17 protein-coding genes are annotated in these 16,293 nt (G+C 55.1%); 12 read left to right on the plus strand and 5 right to left on the minus strand.

The features are described 5' to 3' along the window. Positions 1 to 219: 219 nt before the first annotated feature. The 11 genes from ACMGGQ_RS18515 (at position 220) to npr (ending at position 8,139) form a co-directional block, all read left to right on the plus strand. Positions 220 to 1,197, plus strand: a complete 978-nt coding sequence (locus ACMGGQ_RS18515) for a calcium/sodium antiporter (RefSeq protein ID WP_420290387.1) — start codon at positions 220 to 222, stop codon at positions 1,195 to 1,197. A 13-nt stretch (positions 1,198 to 1,210) separates the two neighbouring features. Next, entirely contained in the window at positions 1,211 to 2,197 is a 987-nt protein-coding gene (gene kdsD, locus ACMGGQ_RS18520; protein WP_008501450.1) for an arabinose-5-phosphate isomerase KdsD, read from the plus strand. Between the two features lie 14 nt (positions 2,198 to 2,211). After that, positions 2,212 to 2,778, plus strand: a complete 567-nt coding sequence (gene kdsC, locus ACMGGQ_RS18525; RefSeq protein ID WP_048225116.1) for a 3-deoxy-manno-octulosonate-8-phosphatase KdsC — start codon at positions 2,212 to 2,214, stop codon at positions 2,776 to 2,778. Then, the gene (lptC, locus tag ACMGGQ_RS18530) at positions 2,775 to 3,350 is read left to right on the plus strand and encodes an LPS export ABC transporter periplasmic protein LptC (RefSeq protein ID WP_024906353.1); all 576 of its coding nucleotides are present in this window, start codon (positions 2,775 to 2,777) and stop codon (positions 3,348 to 3,350) included. The genes kdsC and lptC overlap by 4 nt, the downstream gene beginning before the upstream one ends. After that, entirely contained in the window at positions 3,319 to 3,873 is a 555-nt protein-coding gene (lptA, locus tag ACMGGQ_RS18535) for a lipopolysaccharide ABC transporter substrate-binding protein LptA (RefSeq protein WP_020883526.1), read from the plus strand. The genes lptC and lptA overlap by 32 nt, the downstream gene beginning before the upstream one ends. 6 nt (positions 3,874 to 3,879) lie before the next feature. Then, a complete protein-coding gene (gene lptB / locus ACMGGQ_RS18540; RefSeq protein WP_008501446.1) occupies positions 3,880 to 4,605 on the plus strand; it encodes an LPS export ABC transporter ATP-binding protein in 726 nt (241 codons plus the stop codon). Between the two features lie 47 nt (positions 4,606 to 4,652). After that, the gene (gene rpoN, locus ACMGGQ_RS18545) at positions 4,653 to 6,086 is read left to right on the plus strand and encodes an RNA polymerase factor sigma-54 (RefSeq protein WP_045910109.1); all 1,434 of its coding nucleotides are present in this window, start codon (positions 4,653 to 4,655) and stop codon (positions 6,084 to 6,086) included. Between the two features lie 22 nt (positions 6,087 to 6,108). Further along, on the plus strand, positions 6,109 to 6,396 hold the full coding sequence (hpf, locus tag ACMGGQ_RS18550; protein ID WP_013098943.1) for a ribosome hibernation promoting factor: 288 nt from the start codon (positions 6,109 to 6,111) through the stop codon (positions 6,394 to 6,396). A gap of 82 nt (positions 6,397 to 6,478) precedes the next feature. Beyond that, positions 6,479 to 6,970, plus strand: coding sequence for a PTS IIA-like nitrogen regulatory protein PtsN (gene ptsN, locus ACMGGQ_RS18555; RefSeq protein ID WP_008501443.1), 492 nt, complete (start codon positions 6,479 to 6,481; stop codon positions 6,968 to 6,970). Between the two features lie 45 nt (positions 6,971 to 7,015). Further along, complete coding sequence (gene rapZ / locus ACMGGQ_RS18560; protein ID WP_045910110.1) at positions 7,016 to 7,870, plus strand: RNase adapter RapZ; 855 nt, start codon at positions 7,016 to 7,018, stop codon at positions 7,868 to 7,870. Then, positions 7,867 to 8,139 carry a PTS phosphocarrier protein NPr gene (gene npr, locus ACMGGQ_RS18565; protein WP_003861872.1) on the plus strand — a complete coding sequence of 91 codons (273 nt, stop codon included), beginning with the start codon at positions 7,867 to 7,869 and terminating at the stop codon, positions 8,137 to 8,139. The genes rapZ and npr overlap by 4 nt, the downstream gene beginning before the upstream one ends. Positions 8,140 to 8,180: 41 nt before the next feature. Here the strand turns inward: npr and mtgA are convergent, their stop codons facing one another. The 5 genes from mtgA to lptF all read right to left on the minus strand — a co-directional run bounded on the left by mtgA (position 8,181) and on the right by lptF (position 14,440). After that, on the minus strand, positions 8,181 to 8,906 hold the full coding sequence (gene mtgA, locus ACMGGQ_RS18570; RefSeq protein ID WP_420290388.1) for a monofunctional biosynthetic peptidoglycan transglycosylase: 726 nt from the start codon (positions 8,904 to 8,906) through the stop codon (positions 8,181 to 8,183). Then, positions 8,903 to 9,556, minus strand: coding sequence for an isoprenoid biosynthesis glyoxalase ElbB (gene elbB, locus ACMGGQ_RS18575; RefSeq protein ID WP_420290389.1), 654 nt, complete (start codon positions 9,554 to 9,556; stop codon positions 8,903 to 8,905). Before elbB ends, mtgA begins: the two co-directional genes overlap by 4 nt. A gap of 232 nt (positions 9,557 to 9,788) precedes the next feature. Further along, positions 9,789 to 12,122, minus strand: coding sequence for an aerobic respiration two-component sensor histidine kinase ArcB (gene arcB / locus ACMGGQ_RS18580; protein ID WP_048225127.1), 2,334 nt, complete (start codon positions 12,120 to 12,122; stop codon positions 9,789 to 9,791). A 135-nt stretch (positions 12,123 to 12,257) separates the two neighbouring features. Further along, entirely contained in the window at positions 12,258 to 13,340 is a 1,083-nt protein-coding gene (gene lptG / locus ACMGGQ_RS18585; RefSeq protein ID WP_045910114.1) for an LPS export ABC transporter permease LptG, read from the minus strand. Continuing rightward, positions 13,340 to 14,440 (minus strand): LPS export ABC transporter permease LptF, encoded by a 1,101-nt coding sequence (lptF, locus tag ACMGGQ_RS18590; protein ID WP_045910115.1) that lies wholly within the window; start codon positions 14,438 to 14,440, stop codon positions 13,340 to 13,342. Before lptF ends, lptG begins: the two co-directional genes overlap by 1 nt. Positions 14,441 to 14,706: 266 nt before the next feature. On the opposite strand from lptF, the gene pepA reads away from it, so the two are divergent. Continuing rightward, complete coding sequence (pepA, locus tag ACMGGQ_RS18595; RefSeq protein ID WP_024906344.1) at positions 14,707 to 16,218, plus strand: leucyl aminopeptidase; 1,512 nt, start codon at positions 14,707 to 14,709, stop codon at positions 16,216 to 16,218. Positions 16,219 to 16,293 lie beyond the last annotated feature (75 nt).

Raw genomic sequence — 16,293 nt, forward strand, 5'->3', positions numbered from 1 at the left:
CCTTTCTTATCCTGCTCACGTTAAGGCATGTAGCCTGAATCAGCCCTAAACTCAGCATTTTTACAGAATAATAACCGTAGAGGTTAGCGAAAGCTGGCATTTGTTTTACTTTTCCGGCGCATAAAGTCAAAATTAGGAATTCGTTACGCCTCAGACTGTATGCAGTCCAGCCATTCCCGAGCAATGGACCGACGAGTATACCTGAAGAAAGGACTTTTGATGCTTTTAGCAACAGCACTGTTAATAATTGGTTTACTGTTGGTGGTCTACAGTGCTGACCGTTTAGTGTTTGCTGCATCTATCCTGTGTCGCCTGAGTGGCGTACCGCCTGTCGTCATCGGGATGACCGTGGTCAGCGTAGGAACGTCACTTCCTGAAATTATCGTCTCTGTCTCGGCATCGCTGCATGGCCAGGTAGACCTGGCAGTCGGCACCGCGATTGGCTCTAACATCGTCAATATTTTATTGATTTTGGGCCTGGCCGCGCTGCTCCATCCATTTCGCGTGCATTCTGATGTTCTGCGCCGTGAATTGCCGCTAATGTTACTCGTAAGCCTGCTGGCAGGGTGCGTATTTTACGATGGCGTACTGAGCTACAGCGACGGCATTTTCTTGCTGGCGCTGGCCGTTATTTGGCTGCTGTATAGTGTTAAAATCGCCCGTCAGGCTGAAAAGCAGGGTCAGGATAGCCTCACGCGTGAGCAGGTCGCCGAGCTTCCACGAGAAGGCACGCTGCCTGTTGCCCTGCTCTGGCTGGGCGTCGCGCTGATCATCATGCCGATGGCAACGCGCATGGTCGTGGATAACGCGACGGTGCTGGCGAACTATTTTGCCATCAGCGAGCTGACCATTGGCCTGACGGTGATTGCCATCGGCACCAGCCTGCCGGAGCTGGCCACCGCCATTGCGGGGGCCCGTAAAGGTGAGGATGACATTGCCATTGGTAATATCATCGGCTCTAACATTTTTAATATCGCCATTGTGATGGGCCTGCCGGCCCTGATTTCGCCAGGGCCCTTTAATCCCCTGGCGTTCTCACGTGATTACGGCGTGATGTTGCTGGTCAGCATGATTTTTGCCCTGCTCTGCTGGCGGCGGCAACGACAGATCGGTAAAGGCGCAGGCGCGCTGTTGACGGGTGGATTTATCGTATGGATGGCGATGCTGTACTGGCTCTCGCCTCTTCTCTCTGGGTAAACGGAAACGCATTATGTCGCAAATAGAATTGCAGCCGGGTTTTGACTTTCAGAAAGCAGGCAAAGACGTTCTGGAGATTGAACGTGAAGGTCTGGCGCAGTTAGATCAGTACATAAATCAGGATTTTAGTCTGGCATGTGAGAAGATATTCTACTGTGCCGGCAAAGTCGTGGTGATGGGGATGGGCAAGTCCGGCCACATTGGACGCAAAATGGCGGCAACCTTTGCCAGTACCGGCACCTCGTCCTTCTTTGTCCACCCGGGGGAAGCCGCGCACGGGGACCTGGGTATGGTCACGCCGCAGGATATCGTCATCGCGCTCTCCAACTCCGGTGAGTCCAATGAAATCCTGGCGCTGATCCCGGTACTGAAGCGACTGCAGGTCCCGCTGATTTGCATGACCAGCCGTCCGGAAAGCAGCATGGCGCGCGCAGCCGATATTCATCTGTGCGTGAAGGTTCCCAAGGAGGCCTGTCCGCTCGGCCTGGCTCCGACCTCCAGCACCACCGCGGCACTGGTTATGGGCGATGCGCTTGCCGTGGCGCTGCTGGAAGCCCGTGGCTTTACGCCGGAAGATTTCGCGCTGTCCCACCCGGGCGGCGCGCTGGGGCGCAAGCTCCTGCTGCGGGTAAACGATATTATGCACACCGGGGATGAGATCCCTCACGTCAGTAAAGAAGCCTCCCTGCGTGATGCGCTGCTGGAAATCACCCGCAAGAATCTGGGGATGACGGTCGTGTGCGACGATCTGATGAAAATTCAGGGGATCTTCACCGATGGCGACCTGCGTCGCGTGTTCGATATGGGTGTCGATGTCCGCACGCTCGGTATTGCCGATGTGATGACGCCCGGCGGCATCCGCGTGCGTCCGGGTACGCTGGCCGTGGACGTGCTGAACCTGATGCAGTCCCGCCATATCACCTCCGTTATGGTTGCCGATGGCGACCAGTTGCTGGGTGTGGTACATATGCATGATCTGCTGCGCGCAGGCGTAGTGTAATGAAGGATAAGACAATGAGTAATGCGGGTGCATCCCTTGCAACCTGTTATGGGCCGGTCAGTACACAGATGATGGCAAAGGCGAAAAACATTCGTCTGCTGATCCTGGATGTGGATGGGGTCCTCTCCGACGGCCTGATTTACATGGGCAATAATGGTGAAGAGCTGAAGGCGTTTAACGTTCGCGATGGCTACGGTATCCGCTGTGCGCTTACCTCGGGGATTGAGGTGGCGATCATCACCGGGCGAAACGCTAAACTGGTAGAAGACCGCTGTGAAACCTTAGGTATTACCCATCTGTATCAGGGTCAATCCGATAAGATGGCGGCGTTCAATGATTTACTGGGTAAACTGGCTATCGCGCCGGAAAACGTGGCCTACGTCGGGGACGACCTGATTGACTGGCCCGTGATGGCTGAAGTTGGGCTGAGCATCGCCGTTGCCGATGCGCATCCGTTGCTGATCCCGCGCGCCGACTACGTTACCCACATCAACGGTGGCCGCGGCGCTGTCCGTGAAGTCTGCGATCTGCTTCTGCTGGCGCAGGGCAAGCTTGATGAGGCCAAAGGGCAATCGATATGAGTAAAACCAGACGTTGGATTATCATTTTGCTTTCGCTTGTCGCACTGGTATTGATTGGCGTGAACCTTGCCGATCGCGACGATACGCAAACGGAAGTGATCAACAATAACGATCCAACCTATAAAAGCGATCACAGCGACACCGTGGTCTACAGCCCGGAAGGCGCGCTGAACTATCGCCTGATTGCCCAGCATGTTGAATATTTTTCAGATGACGGTATTTCGTGGTTTACCCAGCCTGTCATGACCACCTTTGATAAGGACAAAGTGCCGACGTGGTCAATTAAGTCAGATCGGGCAAAACTGACAAATGACCGTATGCTTTATCTGTATGGTCACGTTGAAGTCAACGCCCTGACCGCCGACTCGCAACTGCGAAAAATTACGACGGATAATGCCCAGATCAACCTGGTAACCCAGGACGTGACGTCGCAGGATCTGGTCACACTGTATGGCACAACATTTAATTCCAGCGGTTTGAGAATGCGCGGGAACTTACGCAGCAAGAACGCCGAGCTGATTGAAAAGGTTAGAACCTCCTATGAAATTCAAAACAAACAAACTCAGCCTTAAAGTAATTATCGCCAGCGCGATGCTGGCGACCAGTCTCCCCGCGCTTGCTGTAACGGGCGATACCGACCAGCCGATCCATATCGAGTCCGACACCCAGTCTCTCGATATGCAGGGTAACGTCGTCACCTTCACGGGTAACGTCGTCATGACCCAGGGCACCATCAAAATCAACGCCGACAAAGTGGTCGTGACCCGTCCGGGTGGCGAGCAGGGCAAAGAGATTATCGATGGCTATGGTAATCCGGCGACCTTCTACCAGATGCAGGACAATGGCAAGCCGGTGAAAGGCCGCGCCACGCACATGCACTATGAGCTGGCGAAGGACCTGGTCATCCTGACCGGCAATGCCTATCTGGAACAGCTGGACAGCAACATTACCGGCGACCAGATTACCTATCTGGTTAAAGAGCAAAAAATGCAGGCCTCCAGCGAGAAAGGCAAACGCGTCACCACCGTTCTGGTTCCGTCGCAGCTGCAGGATAAAGGCAAGGGCCAGGCCCCGGCACAGAAGAAGAGTAACTAATTCGTTATGGCAACATTAACTGCAAAAAATCTCGCGAAGGCCTATAAGGGCCGCCGTGTCGTAGAAGATGTCAGTCTGACCGTTAACTCCGGCGAAATCGTGGGGCTGCTAGGCCCGAACGGTGCGGGTAAAACGACAACCTTCTACATGGTCGTGGGTATTGTGCCGCGCGATGCCGGCAACATTATCATTGACGATGAAGACATCAGCCTTCTGCCGCTCCACGCGCGCGCGCGTCGCGGGATCGGCTATCTGCCGCAGGAAGCCTCCATTTTCCGTCGTCTCAGCGTTTACGACAACCTGATGGCGGTCCTGCAAATTCGTAACGATCTGACCAACGAACAGCGTCAGGATCGCGCCAACGAGCTGATGGAAGAGTTCCACATCGAGCATCTGCGCGACAGCCTCGGTCAGGCACTCTCCGGGGGCGAACGCCGTCGTGTTGAGATTGCGCGTGCGCTGGCCGCAAACCCGAAATTTATCCTGCTGGATGAACCGTTTGCGGGCGTTGACCCGATCTCCGTTATCGACATCAAACGTATCATTGAACACCTGCGCGACAGCGGGCTTGGCGTACTGATCACCGACCACAACGTGCGTGAAACGCTGGCCGTGTGTGAACGCGCCTATATTGTGAGCCAGGGCAATCTGATCGCCCACGGTACGCCGCAGCAGATCCTCGAAGACGATCATGTTAAGCGCGTCTATCTTGGGGAAGACTTCAGACTCTGATAGGGTAGAGGTAACGTAACGCCGAACCGGAGAAAAATGCTCTGAACATGAAGCAAGGTTTGCAATTAAGGCTCAGCCAACAACTGGCGATGACGCCGCAGCTACAGCAGGCGATTCGCCTGTTGCAACTGTCCACGTTAGAACTTCAGCAGGAGCTCCAGCAGGCGCTGGACAGCAACCCCCTGCTGGAACAAACCGATCTTCATGACGAGGTAGATACCCAGCAATCGCAGGATACAGAAGCGCTCGATACCGCAGATGCACTCGAACAAAAAGAGATGCCCGACGAGCTTCCGCTGGATGCCAGCTGGGATGAAATCTACACCGCCGGAACCCCTTCCGGTACGCGTGCAGACTACCAGGACGATGAGCTACCGGTCTATCAGGGAGAAACCACCCAGTCGCTGCAGGATTACCTGATGTGGCAGGTGGAACTCACCCCCTTCTCCGATACCGACCGCGCGATTGCCACGTCAATTGTCGATGCCGTTGACGACACCGGCTATTTGACCGTCACGCTGGACGATATTCTGGAAAGCATGGGCGACGACGAGATTGAGCTTGAGGAAGTTGAAGCCGTTCTGAAGCGCATCCAGCGTTTCGATCCGGTAGGCGTAGCCGCAAAAGATCTGCGCGACTGCCTGCTGATCCAGCTTTCTCAGTTCAGCAAAGAGACGCCATGGCTCGACGAGGCGCGCGTAATCATCAGCGATCATCTTGATCTGCTGGCGAACCACGATTTCCGCACCCTGATGCGCGTCACGCGCCTGAAAGAAGAGGTGCTGAAAGAAGCGGTGAATCTGATCCAGTCGCTCGATCCGCGCCCCGGTCAGTCGATCCAGACCAGCGAACCCGAGTACGTGATCCCGGATGTGCTGGTCAGAAAAAATAACGGCCGCTGGGTCGTTGAACTGAACTCTGACAGTATCCCTCGCCTGCAAATCAACCAGCAGTATGCCTCCATGTGCACCAGCGTGCGTAACGACTCCGACAATCAATATATTCGTAGCAATTTGCAGGAAGCGCGATGGCTGATCAAAAGTCTGGAGAGCCGAAATGATACGCTGCTACGCGTCAGCCGCTGCATTGTGGAACAGCAGCAGGCGTTCTTTGAGCAGGGTGAAGAGTATATGAAACCGATGGTGCTGGCGGATATCGCCCAGGCCGTCGAGATGCATGAATCAACCATTTCCCGTGTCACCACGCAGAAGTATCTGCACAGTCCACGCGGTATTTTTGAGCTTAAGTATTTCTTCTCCAGCCACGTGAATACCGAGGGCGGCGGCGAAGCGTCGTCCACGGCCATTCGCGCCCTGGTGAAGAAGTTGATCGCCGCGGAGAACCCCGCGAAGCCGCTAAGCGACAGTAAGTTAACCACCATGCTGTCCGATCAGGGTATTATGGTGGCACGTCGTACTGTTGCGAAGTATCGAGAGTCTTTATCCATTCCGCCGTCCAACCAGCGTAAACAGCTGGTCTGACACAACCGATAAGGAAGACACTATGCAGCTCAACATCACTGGACAAAACGTCGAAATTACTGAGGCTTTACGCGACTTTGTGAACACGAAGTTTGCAAAACTCGAGCAGTATTTCGAAAGGATCAATCAGGTCTATATTGTGTTGAAAGTGGAGAAAGTGACTCATATCTCGGATGCCACCCTGCATGTTAACGGGGGTGAACTGCATGCCAGTGCGGAAGGGCAAGACATGTACGCTGCTATCGACGGCTTGATTGATAAGCTTGCGCGACAGCTCAATAAACATAAAGATAAACTGAAACAACACTAATTGTCCGGGCAGTTAACGGGTGCAGGACGGCCTGTTGTGAAACACAACAGGCCATTTGTACAGTTAGCGCTTAGGTGAAATTATGATGAACAACGATTCCGCTCTTCAACTGAGCAATGTCCTTAACCAGGAATGTACCCGCAGTGCGGTTCACTGCCAGAGCAAAAAACGTGCGCTGGAGATCATCAGTGAACTGGCCGCAAAACAGCTGGGCCTGCCGCCGCAGGTGGTGTTCGAAGCGATTCTGACCCGTGAAAAGATGGGCAGTACCGGTATCGGCAACGGCATCGCGATCCCGCATGGCAAACTGGAAGAGGATACCCTGCGTGCCGTCGGTGTGTTTGTGCAGCTTGAAACACCGATCGCCTTCGATGCCATTGATAACCAGCCCGTCGATCTCCTCTTCGCGCTGCTGGTGCCTGCTGACCAGACGAAAACCCATCTGCATACGCTGTCGCTGGTCGCCAAGCGTCTGGCTGACAAAACCATTTGCCGTCGACTGCGCTCGGCTCAAAGTGATGAAGAGCTCTATCAAATTATCACTGAAGCAGAAGGCAATCAGGATGATGCATAACCAGGAGATGGCCTTCACATCTGTTGTCCTGAGGAGAAACGGAACATGGTGCTGATGATTGTCAGTGGCCGTTCAGGGTCGGGGAAATCCGTTGCTCTGCGCGCGCTGGAAGACATGGGTTTTTACTGCGTCGATAACCTGCCGGTCGTGTTGTTGCCCGAACTGGCCCGTACACTGGCGGAGAGACAAACCTCGGCCGCCGTCAGTATCGACGTTCGTAACATGCCTGAATCGCCAGAGATCTTCGAACAGGCCATGAGTAACCTGCCCGATGCGTTCTCGCCGCAGCTGCTGTTCCTTGATGCAGACCGTAATACCCTGATCCGCCGCTACAGCGATACCCGTCGTTTGCACCCGCTTTCCAGTAAGAACCTCTCTCTGGAGAGTGCTATCGATGAAGAGAGCGATCTGCTGGAGCCGCTGCGTTCTCGTGCCGACCTGATTGTCGACACCTCTGAGATGTCCGTTCACGAGCTGGCAGAAATGCTGCGTACCCGGTTGTTGGGTAAACGCGAGCGCGAACTGACGATGGTGTTCGAATCCTTTGGCTTCAAGCACGGTATCCCGATCGATGCGGATTATGTTTTCGACGTGCGCTTCCTGCCGAACCCGCACTGGGATCCGAAACTGCGTCCCATGACCGGTCTGGATAAACCCGTTGCGGCCTTCCTCGACAGGCACACAGAAGTTCACAATTTTATCTACCAGACGCGAAGCTACCTTGAGCTATGGTTACCTATGCTGGAGACAAACAATCGTAGCTACCTGACGGTAGCGATTGGCTGTACCGGTGGTAAACATCGTTCGGTTTATATCGCCGAACAGCTGGCCGACTATTTCCGCTCGCGCGGGAAGAACGTTCAGTCCCGTCATCGCACGCTGGAAAAACGTAAAACATGACCGTAAAACAGACCGTTGAGATCACCAATAAGCTGGGCATGCATGCGCGCCCGGCGATGAAGCTGTTTGAGCTGATGCAGGGTTTCGATGCAGAAGTTCTGCTGCGGAATGACGAAGGTACCGAAGCGGAAGCGAACAGCGTGATCGCGCTGCTGATGCTGGATTCCGCTAAAGGGCGTCAGATTGAAGTCGAAGCCACCGGCCCTCAGGAAGAGGAAGCGCTGGCGGCGGTGATTGCGCTGTTTAACGCAGGGTTCGACGAAGATTAAGGTCTCTCCCCTTCAGGCGGGTGGCGCTGCGCTTACCCGCCCTACATAAGTTTGTTGCTCTCCATAAACCCTTCTCCTCCCAACTGACGCATCTGGCGCATAATCCACGCCTGACGGCTTCGCACGTACCCTGATGGGGCACTGGCTTTAAAACGGATGGGATTAGGCAGAACAGCCGCGAGCAGCGCCGCCTCCGACATGCTCAGCTTGCTGGCGGGTTTATTAAAATAGCGTTGTGATGCAGCTTCGACACCAAATACCCCGTCGCCAAACTCGGCAACGTTGAGATACACGGTCAGAATGCGCTTTTTGCTCCAGACCGTTTCCATGCCCAGGGTTAATCCTGCTTCCAGCCCCTTTCGCACCCAGCTGCGGCCGTCCCACAGAAACAGATTTTTGGCCGTCTGCTGCGACAACGTTGACGCGCCGCGCACGCGGTTTTCATGACGTTCGTTATGCGCCAGCGCCTTCTCAATCGCGGCCACATCGAATCCCCAGTGCTCCGGGAATTTCTGGTCCTCCGCTGCGATGACCGCCAGCCCCATGAACGGCGAGATCTCGTCCATGCTTACCCAGTCAGAATGGGCAACATAGCCGAAATTACCGCTGAGCCACGCACCGAGCTGACGCTCAACCATCACGGCGGAGAACGGGACCGGCATAATGCTGAACAGGGCGAGTCCACCGCCCCAAAACACCGCCAGCACCAGAACGATGCGCAATAAAGTACGTTTTACCCACGCACCAGCGCCGGATTGACGACTCATTCAGCCAGCACCAGCACGCGGGCGACCAGCTTTTCGATTCCCGTGGCCGCTTCTGCAATATTCTGCGCCAGCATATAGGCCGGCGTGGTGACAATTTTATTATCTTCATCAACCACAATGTCATCCACCGGGCACGGAACGTGTTCGCCCCCCATTTCTTCGACGATCTCCGCAGTATCAATATCCGTCCCGATGGTCAGGCGCAGCGGGAAATCAAAAATCTTAGGCAACATCGCCGGTGCGATACAGATAAAGCCCAGCGGTTTCCCTGCCGCATGCATGGCCTGCGACAGCGCTTTGAGATGAGGATCGATCTGACACTCCGCGCCCTGCGCGGCAAAGGTACTGAGATTTTTGGCCGCGCCAAATCCACCCGGCACAATGAGCGCATCAAGCTCTGCGGCGTCTGCCTGAATAAGAGGATGGATGTCACCTCGCGCAATACGTGCGGCTTCAATCAGCACGTTACGGGTTTCCGCCATTGGTTCACCGGTCAGATGGTTAATCACATCCGCCTGATTTTTGTCTGGCGCAAAACAAATCACCTCTGCTCCCTGCTTAGCCAGGGCCAGCAGCGTAATGACGGCTTCGTGTAACTCAGAGCCATCGTAAACACCACATCCGCTGAGCACGACACCAATCTTTTTCATAATGACAATCCTTTTCTGCAACTTGCTGAAGCACATTAATAATTTTGATTAAAACGCTATGCTTCACACATTTCACTGATTCATGTAACAAACCATTTAAGATTTGCTATCTTATCTGCGTGCGGCCTAAATTTTTCAGGCAGCGCCCTTTCGAAAATAACGTTTAAAAACAGGCGCAGCCACGATTTCCCTGGTGTTGGCGCAGTATTCGCGCACCCCGGTTAATCCGGGGTCATTTTTTTCTGGCGTCAACCCAGGCTTTAAGCACCGCAACATCGTTTTGCCACTCTTGCTTCATCTCTTCAACCCAATCACCCACGTTATCTTCCCATGCAGGTAAATCAGGCGACTGAATCTGTTGTCCCAGTTGCTGCAGGTGGCGTAAGCCAACCGAGCCGGCTGCACCTTTGATTTTATGTCCTTCTTCCACGATACCCTTCTGGTCACGGGCCGTCAGGTTGGATTCCAGCACGCTCAGATAGCCCGGCATCATTTTTTCGAACACGGCCAGACCGTCGGTAATCAGTTTCGGCCCCACCAGATCGATATACTGCTCCAGCATCGCGGTATCGAGTATCGTTTGGGCTTTTGCGCTATCAACAGACGTCATGGTGCTCTCCTCTTCATCATGGGTATCCCAGAACTTTTTGATCATAGCGGTCAGAGCAGGCACCGCCAGCGGCTTGCTGAGTACATCGTCCATACCGGCATCGAGATACTCTTTTTTATCTTTCAGCACGTTCGCCGTCAGGGCAACCAGCGGCGGCAGTTCGTCGGCCGCGTACTGACGCGTCAGCTCGCGCGAGATATCCAGCCCGGTCATATCCGGTAATTGAATATCCAGCAGAACAAGATCGTATTCGCCGGGTTTAAACATCTCCAGCGCGGCTTTGCCGGTCATCGCGACATCCACGCTGTTGCCCAGTTTTTCCAGCACCGAGCGCGCCACGATCACGTTCAGCTCAATGTCTTCCACCAGCAGGACGTGCAGGGCAGGTAGCGGCATATCGTCATTTTCAAAGGTATCTTCTACCTCTTCCGCCACCGCTGGCGCATGGACCGTCAGCGTGAAGGTTGACCCTTTCCCCGGCTGGCTGGCTACGGTGATATCACCGCCCATGCTCTTCGCCAGACGTTTAGAGACCGCCAGGCCAATGCCTGTTCCTGTCGCCGGTTTCCCGCCGTTGCTGTCTTTCACCTGGTAGTACATGGCAAAGATCTTGTCCTGCTCTTCCTGCGGAATACCAATTCCGGAGTCCTCTACCTCGAAGTGCAGCATGTCGCCTTCGTCATAGCGGATACGCACCGCCACCTGCCCCTTCTGGGTGAATTTCACCGCGTTGCTGATCAGGTTCCACAGGATCTGGCGCAGTCGCGTGCCGTCAGTCACCACCTTATGCGGCAGCGGCAGGGTGGGCTCCATAACAAAGCTCAGGCCCTTCTGCTGCGCCTGCAGGCCGGACAGGTTTTCCAGATCGGCAAGGAAGCTGGTGAAATCAACCGGCTGGTTATCAAGCTGAACTTTACGGCGCTCCATCTTATCCATATCAATAATATCATTGAAGATATTACCCAGCGTGACCGCTGAGACATGGATAGTCTTGAGGTATTTTTCCTGCTCTGCGGTCAGGTCGGTATCCAGCAGAATACGGCTCAACCCGACGATGCCGTTAAGCGGCGTACGCAGCTCGTGGCTGATGGTGGAGATAAAGGTGGTCTTGTCGCGGCTGGCGCGCTCCAGGGCATCCTGATAGCGCTTACGCTCGGTGATGTCGCGGCCAAAGCCCATCAGGCCGTGGCGTTTGCCCACGCGGTCATAGTAGGGCACCTTACGGATCTCAAAGCAGGCTTTGCGTCCGTCCGGGTAGTCCAGCCACTGTTCATAGGTCAGCGAGACGTTATGACGGAAGACTTTTTCGTCGGTCTCCATGACCTTGGCCGCCGCCTCTTCAGAGTAAACGTCCTGCGGCTTCAGGTGAATCAGCTGCTTCTCGCTTTTCCCGGTAAGCAACTCCATCGCCCGGTTACAGCCGGAAAATTCTTTATCTTCATTACGGTAGAACACCAGATCCGGCGACGCATCCAGGAACGACCGCAGGAAAGAGGATTGCTGCTCAAGCTGGATCTGCGTGACCTCGCGCTCTTTCATTTCGATTTTCAGCTGCTCCAGGGTGGCCTGACGCTCGGCCTCCGCCTTCTCACGATCTGAAATCTCCTGATTCAGCTGCGCAATGTTGTCTTTGAGCTGGACGTTGAGCTTGAGGTCGCGCTCGCGCATCTCTTCCAGTTTATCCACCAGCTTAGATAAACGCTGACGGGACTCTTCCAGCTGTTCAACCACTACGGAAAGGAAATAGACCGCCCAGGGCGTAATGAGCAAGCCAAAGAAGATGGAGCGGATGACGTCGATACTCTCGACCTGACCATGCAGAACCATGGTAACCGCCATTTGCACGACAATGGCCAGAACGACCAGCGCCAGCGCAAGCAGCATGGAAAAACGCACCAGCCCAAGCTTCATCATCAGGTCGACGTAATACTGGGCAAGCATTCGAATTTGCTTCATAGAGGATCCCTTCACGACGTTATCGCTCAATAATACTCAAATTCGCGGCGGGACGTTGAAGGTTGTGAGAAAAAGTGCGGGGTGAAACAGGAGATTAGCCTCGCTCCCGGGCAACCGGAAGCGAGGTAAGGTCAATCAGGAGCGTTTCAACAGCAGCCAGAGACTGATCAGGAGGAAGCTGGCGCTTGGCAGCAGCGCACCGATAATCGGCGGAATGCCATAAACCAGCGTCAGCGGACCGAAGATCTGATCGAGCACGTAGAACACAAAGCCGAAGCTGATGCCGGTCACGACGCGAACCCCCATCGGCACGCTGCGCAACGGGCCGAAGATAAACGACAGCGCCATCAGCATCATTACCGCCACGGACATCGGCTGGAAGATTTTACTCCACATGTTGAGCTGATAGCGTCCCGCATCCTGTCCGCTCGACTTCAGGTATTTCACATAGTTGTGCAAACCGCTGATGGAGAGCGCGTCAGGATCCAGCGCCACGACGCCGAGCTTATCGGGCGTCAGGTTGGTTTTCCACGTACCGGTTACCGTCTGAGAACCCGTAATCTGTTTCGGATCGGTCAGGTTAGATTCATCAACCTGGGACAACCGCCACTGCTTATGTTCGGCGTCAAACTTCGCCGAAGAGGCGTGGCGAACGGACTGCAGACGGCGCTGGTCATCGAAAGCGTAGATGCTCACTCCGCCCAGTTCATCATTCCCCTTCACCCGTTCGATGTAGACGAAGTTTTTTCCGTCTTTGGCCCATAAACCTTGCTGAGTCGAGAGCAGTGAGCCGCCGTACATCGCCTGAGCACGATAGTTACGCGCCATCTGTTCGCCCTGCGGCGCGACCCACTCGCCAATCGCCATGGTCAACAGCACCAGTGGGATGGCGGTTTTCATTACCGACAGCGCGACCTGCATGCGGGTAAAACCCGAGGCCTGCATAACGACCAGCTCGCTGCGCTGCGCCAGCATACCCAGCCCCAGCAGTGCCCCCAGCAGGGCCGCCATCGGGAAGAAGATCTGCACATCTTTCGGCACGCTGAGCAGGGTATACATCCCCGCGCCCAGCGCGTCATAGCTCCCCTGCCCGGCTTTTTTCAGCTGATCGACAAATTTGATAATGCCGGAGAGCGACACCAGCATGAACAACGTCATCATGATGGTGGTAAAAATGGTTTTACCGATATAGCGATCAAGAACGCCAAACGCCTGCATTAGATGGCTCCTTTACGCGAGAATCGGGCACGTATGCGGCGCACAGGCACCGTATCCCACAGGTTTAACCCCAGCGCCAGTAAGATGTACAGGCTGTTGACGAACCACGTCCAGACCATGGGATCCAGCTTGCCCTTCGCGCCGTTGGAGCGAATCGAGGTTTGCAGCAGGAAATAGATCAGGTAAAGCAGCATCGCCGGCAGCATAGAGAGCACGCGTCCCTGACGCGGGTTCACCACGCTCAGCGGAACGACAATCAGCGCCATCATAAACACGGTGAAGACGAGCGTAATACGCCAGTGGAACTCAGCGCGCGCGCGGTTGGTATCGGTATTCCAGAGGGTACGCATGTCCATTTGCTCGGTATCCGTTGGATCGAGCGACACCGTCTGATGGCCGATAATGGCCTGATAGTTCTGGAAATCCGTAATGCGGAAGTCACGCAACATCGCGGTGCCTTCGAAACGGGTGCCTTTGTTCAGCGTCACGACCTGAGAACCATCTTTGCGCTGAGCCAGCTGACCGGAATCTGCCACCACCACGGAAGGACGCGCGTTACCTTTAGGACGCAGCTGCGCCAGGAAGACATCGTTGAATTTACTGCCGTCAACGCTCTCAATAAACAGCACGGAGTTTCCGTCGGTTGCCTGCTGGAACTGCCCCTGGGCTAACGCCGCCATGCCGGGGTTGGCTTTCGCTTCGGCCAGCACTTCGTCCTGATGGCGGGAAGACATGGGGCCCGCCCACATCACATTCACCGCCGCAACGATACCCGTGAACAGCGCCAGTATCATGGCGGCTTTCACCAGGACCGCTTTGCTCAGGCCACAGGCATGCATCACCGTGATTTCACTCTCGGTATAGAGTTTCCCAAGCGTCATGAGCAGGCCAAGGAAAAGACTTAGCGGCAGGATAAGCTGCGCCATTTCCGGGATCCCTAAACCAAGAAGGGAAAGCACCAGATTTGTTGGAATTTCGCCGTCAACGGCCGCACCGAGGATCTTAACCAGCTTCTGACAGAAAAAAATCAGTAGCAGGATGAAGAGGATCGCCAGTTGGCTTTTGAGCGTCTCCCGCACCAGATATCTTATGATTATCACTTTAAATACGCCCGTAAAAACCCGTCTCTTTGCTGGAAAATCGCTTGTTTCATGGCTTAAACGTCATTTATTCTCTTGAGTCGTCGAAATCATCGCTAAGATTAAAACATCCGGCGGATTCACGCTTCAGGACTTTTTCTGACGTGTCGAAACCGTAGTAACGTAAGATTAACACGAAGTCACCACAACAGCGGACATGAGTTACGAAAGGTTTCAATTCTATCCGTAGCAGCCGCCGTTGTCTTTAAGATTCAGGAGCGTAGTGCATGGAGTTCAGTGTAAAAAGCGGTAGCCCGGAGAAACAGCGGAGTGCCTGCATCGTTGTGGGCGTCTTTGAACCACGCCGACTCTCCCCGATCGCCGAGCAACTCGATAAAATCAGTGACGGCTATATTAGCGCCCTGCTGCGCCGTGGCGAACTGGAAGGCAAACCTGGGCAGACGCTGTTACTGCACCATGTTCCGAACGTACTCTCAGAGCGCATTCTGCTGATTGGCTGCGGCAAAGAACGCGAGCTGGATGAACGTCAGTATAAGCAGGTGATTCAGAAAACAATCAATACGCTGAATGATACCGGTTCAATGGAAGCCGTCTGCTTCCTGACCGAGCTGCACGTTAAAGGGCGTAACACCTACTGGAAAGTGCGTCAGGCGGTCGAAACGGCAAAAGAGAGCCTGTACAGCTTCGATCAGCTGAAGACCAATAAAAGCGAGCCGCGTCGTCCGCTGCGTAAAATGGTCTTCAACGTGCCAACCCGTCGCGAACTGACCAGCGGCGAACGCGCGATCCAGCACGGTCTGGCGATTGCTGCCGGCATTAAAGCGGCTAAAGATCTCGGCAACATGCCACCCAACATCTGTAACGCGGCCTACCTGGCCTCTCAGGCACGTCAGTTGGCCGACGCCTACAGTAAAAACGTCATTACCCGCGTCATCGGCGAACAGCAGATGAAAGAGCTGGGAATGCACTCTTACCTGGCAGTCGGTAACGGTTCGCAGAACGAATCCCTGATGTCCGTCATCGAGTACAAGGGCAACCCGGCCGAAGACGCACGCCCTGTCGTGCTGGTCGGTAAAGGCCTGACCTTCGATTCCGGCGGTATCTCCATCAAGCCTGCCGAAGGCATGGACGAGATGAAGTACGACATGTGCGGCGCGGCGGCGGTGTACGGCGTCATGCGCATGGTCGCGGAACTTCAGTTGCCCATCAACGTGATCGGCGTTCTGGCGGGCTGCGAAAACATGCCTGGCGGTCGCGCTTATCGTCCGGGTGACGTCCTGACCACCATGTCCGGCCAGACCGTTGAAGTACTGAACACCGACGCCGAAGGCCGTCTGGTACTCTGCGATGTGCTGACCTACGTTGAGCGCTTCGAACCGGAAGCGGTCATTGACGTCGCCACGCTCACCGGCGCCTGTGTGATTGCGCTGGGCCATCACATTACCGGCCTGATGTCGAACCACAATCCACTGGCGCACGAGCTGATTGGCGCCTCGGAGCAGGCAGGTGACCGCGCATGGCGTCTGCCGCTGGGTGACGAATATCAGGAGCAGCTGGAGTCTAACTTCGCGGATATGGCGAACATCGGCGGACGTCCTGGCGGGGCGATCACCGCGGGCTGCTTCCTGGCGCGCTTCACCCGTAAGTACAACTGGGCGCACCTGGATATCGCGGGTACCGCATGGCGATCCGGCAAGGCCAAAGGCGCAACCGGTCGTCCGGTAGCGCTGCTGTCGCAGTTCCTGCTCAATCGTGCGGGTTTTAACGGCGACGAATGATATAAAATGCCGGGTGGCGGCTTCGCCTTACCCGGCCTACAACGTCATTCAACCGTAGGCCGGGTAAGCGTAGCG

The organism is Enterobacter sp. BNK-13 (assembly GCF_048685015.1).
GTDB classification, from domain to species: domain Bacteria; phylum Pseudomonadota; class Gammaproteobacteria; order Enterobacterales; family Enterobacteriaceae; genus Enterobacter; species Enterobacter quasiroggenkampii.

Excerpts from the sequence above, each read along its gene's own strand:
- ACMGGQ_RS18515 (WP_420290387.1), top strand. The coding sequence starts at position 220 with ATGCTTTTAGCAACAGCACTGTTAATAATTGGTTTACTGTTGGTGGTC.
- kdsC (WP_048225116.1), top strand. The coding sequence starts at position 2,212 with ATGAGTAATGCGGGTGCATCCCTTGCAACCTGTTATGGGCCGGTCAGT.
- hpf (WP_013098943.1), top strand. The coding sequence starts at position 6,109 with ATGCAGCTCAACATCACTGGACAAAACGTCGAAATTACTGAGGCTTTA.
- rapZ (WP_045910110.1), top strand. The coding sequence starts at position 7,016 with ATGGTGCTGATGATTGTCAGTGGCCGTTCAGGGTCGGGGAAATCCGTT.
- mtgA (WP_420290388.1), bottom strand. The coding sequence starts at position 8,906 with ATGAGTCGTCAATCCGGCGCTGGTGCGTGGGTAAAACGTACTTTATTG.
- lptC (WP_024906353.1), top strand. The coding sequence starts at position 2,775 with ATGAGTAAAACCAGACGTTGGATTATCATTTTGCTTTCGCTTGTCGCA.
- npr (WP_003861872.1), top strand. The coding sequence starts at position 7,867 with ATGACCGTAAAACAGACCGTTGAGATCACCAATAAGCTGGGCATGCAT.
- lptG (WP_045910114.1), bottom strand. The coding sequence starts at position 13,340 with ATGCAGGCGTTTGGCGTTCTTGATCGCTATATCGGTAAAACCATTTTT.
- pepA (WP_024906344.1), top strand. The coding sequence starts at position 14,707 with ATGGAGTTCAGTGTAAAAAGCGGTAGCCCGGAGAAACAGCGGAGTGCC.
- ptsN (WP_008501443.1), top strand. The coding sequence starts at position 6,479 with ATGATGAACAACGATTCCGCTCTTCAACTGAGCAATGTCCTTAACCAG.
- kdsD (WP_008501450.1), top strand. The coding sequence starts at position 1,211 with ATGTCGCAAATAGAATTGCAGCCGGGTTTTGACTTTCAGAAAGCAGGC.
- elbB (WP_420290389.1), bottom strand. The coding sequence starts at position 9,556 with ATGAAAAAGATTGGTGTCGTGCTCAGCGGATGTGGTGTTTACGATGGC.
- arcB (WP_048225127.1), bottom strand. The coding sequence starts at position 12,122 with ATGAAGCAAATTCGAATGCTTGCCCAGTATTACGTCGACCTGATGATG.
- lptA (WP_020883526.1), top strand. The coding sequence starts at position 3,319 with ATGAAATTCAAAACAAACAAACTCAGCCTTAAAGTAATTATCGCCAGC.
- lptB (WP_008501446.1), top strand. The coding sequence starts at position 3,880 with ATGGCAACATTAACTGCAAAAAATCTCGCGAAGGCCTATAAGGGCCGC.
- rpoN (WP_045910109.1), top strand. The coding sequence starts at position 4,653 with ATGAAGCAAGGTTTGCAATTAAGGCTCAGCCAACAACTGGCGATGACG.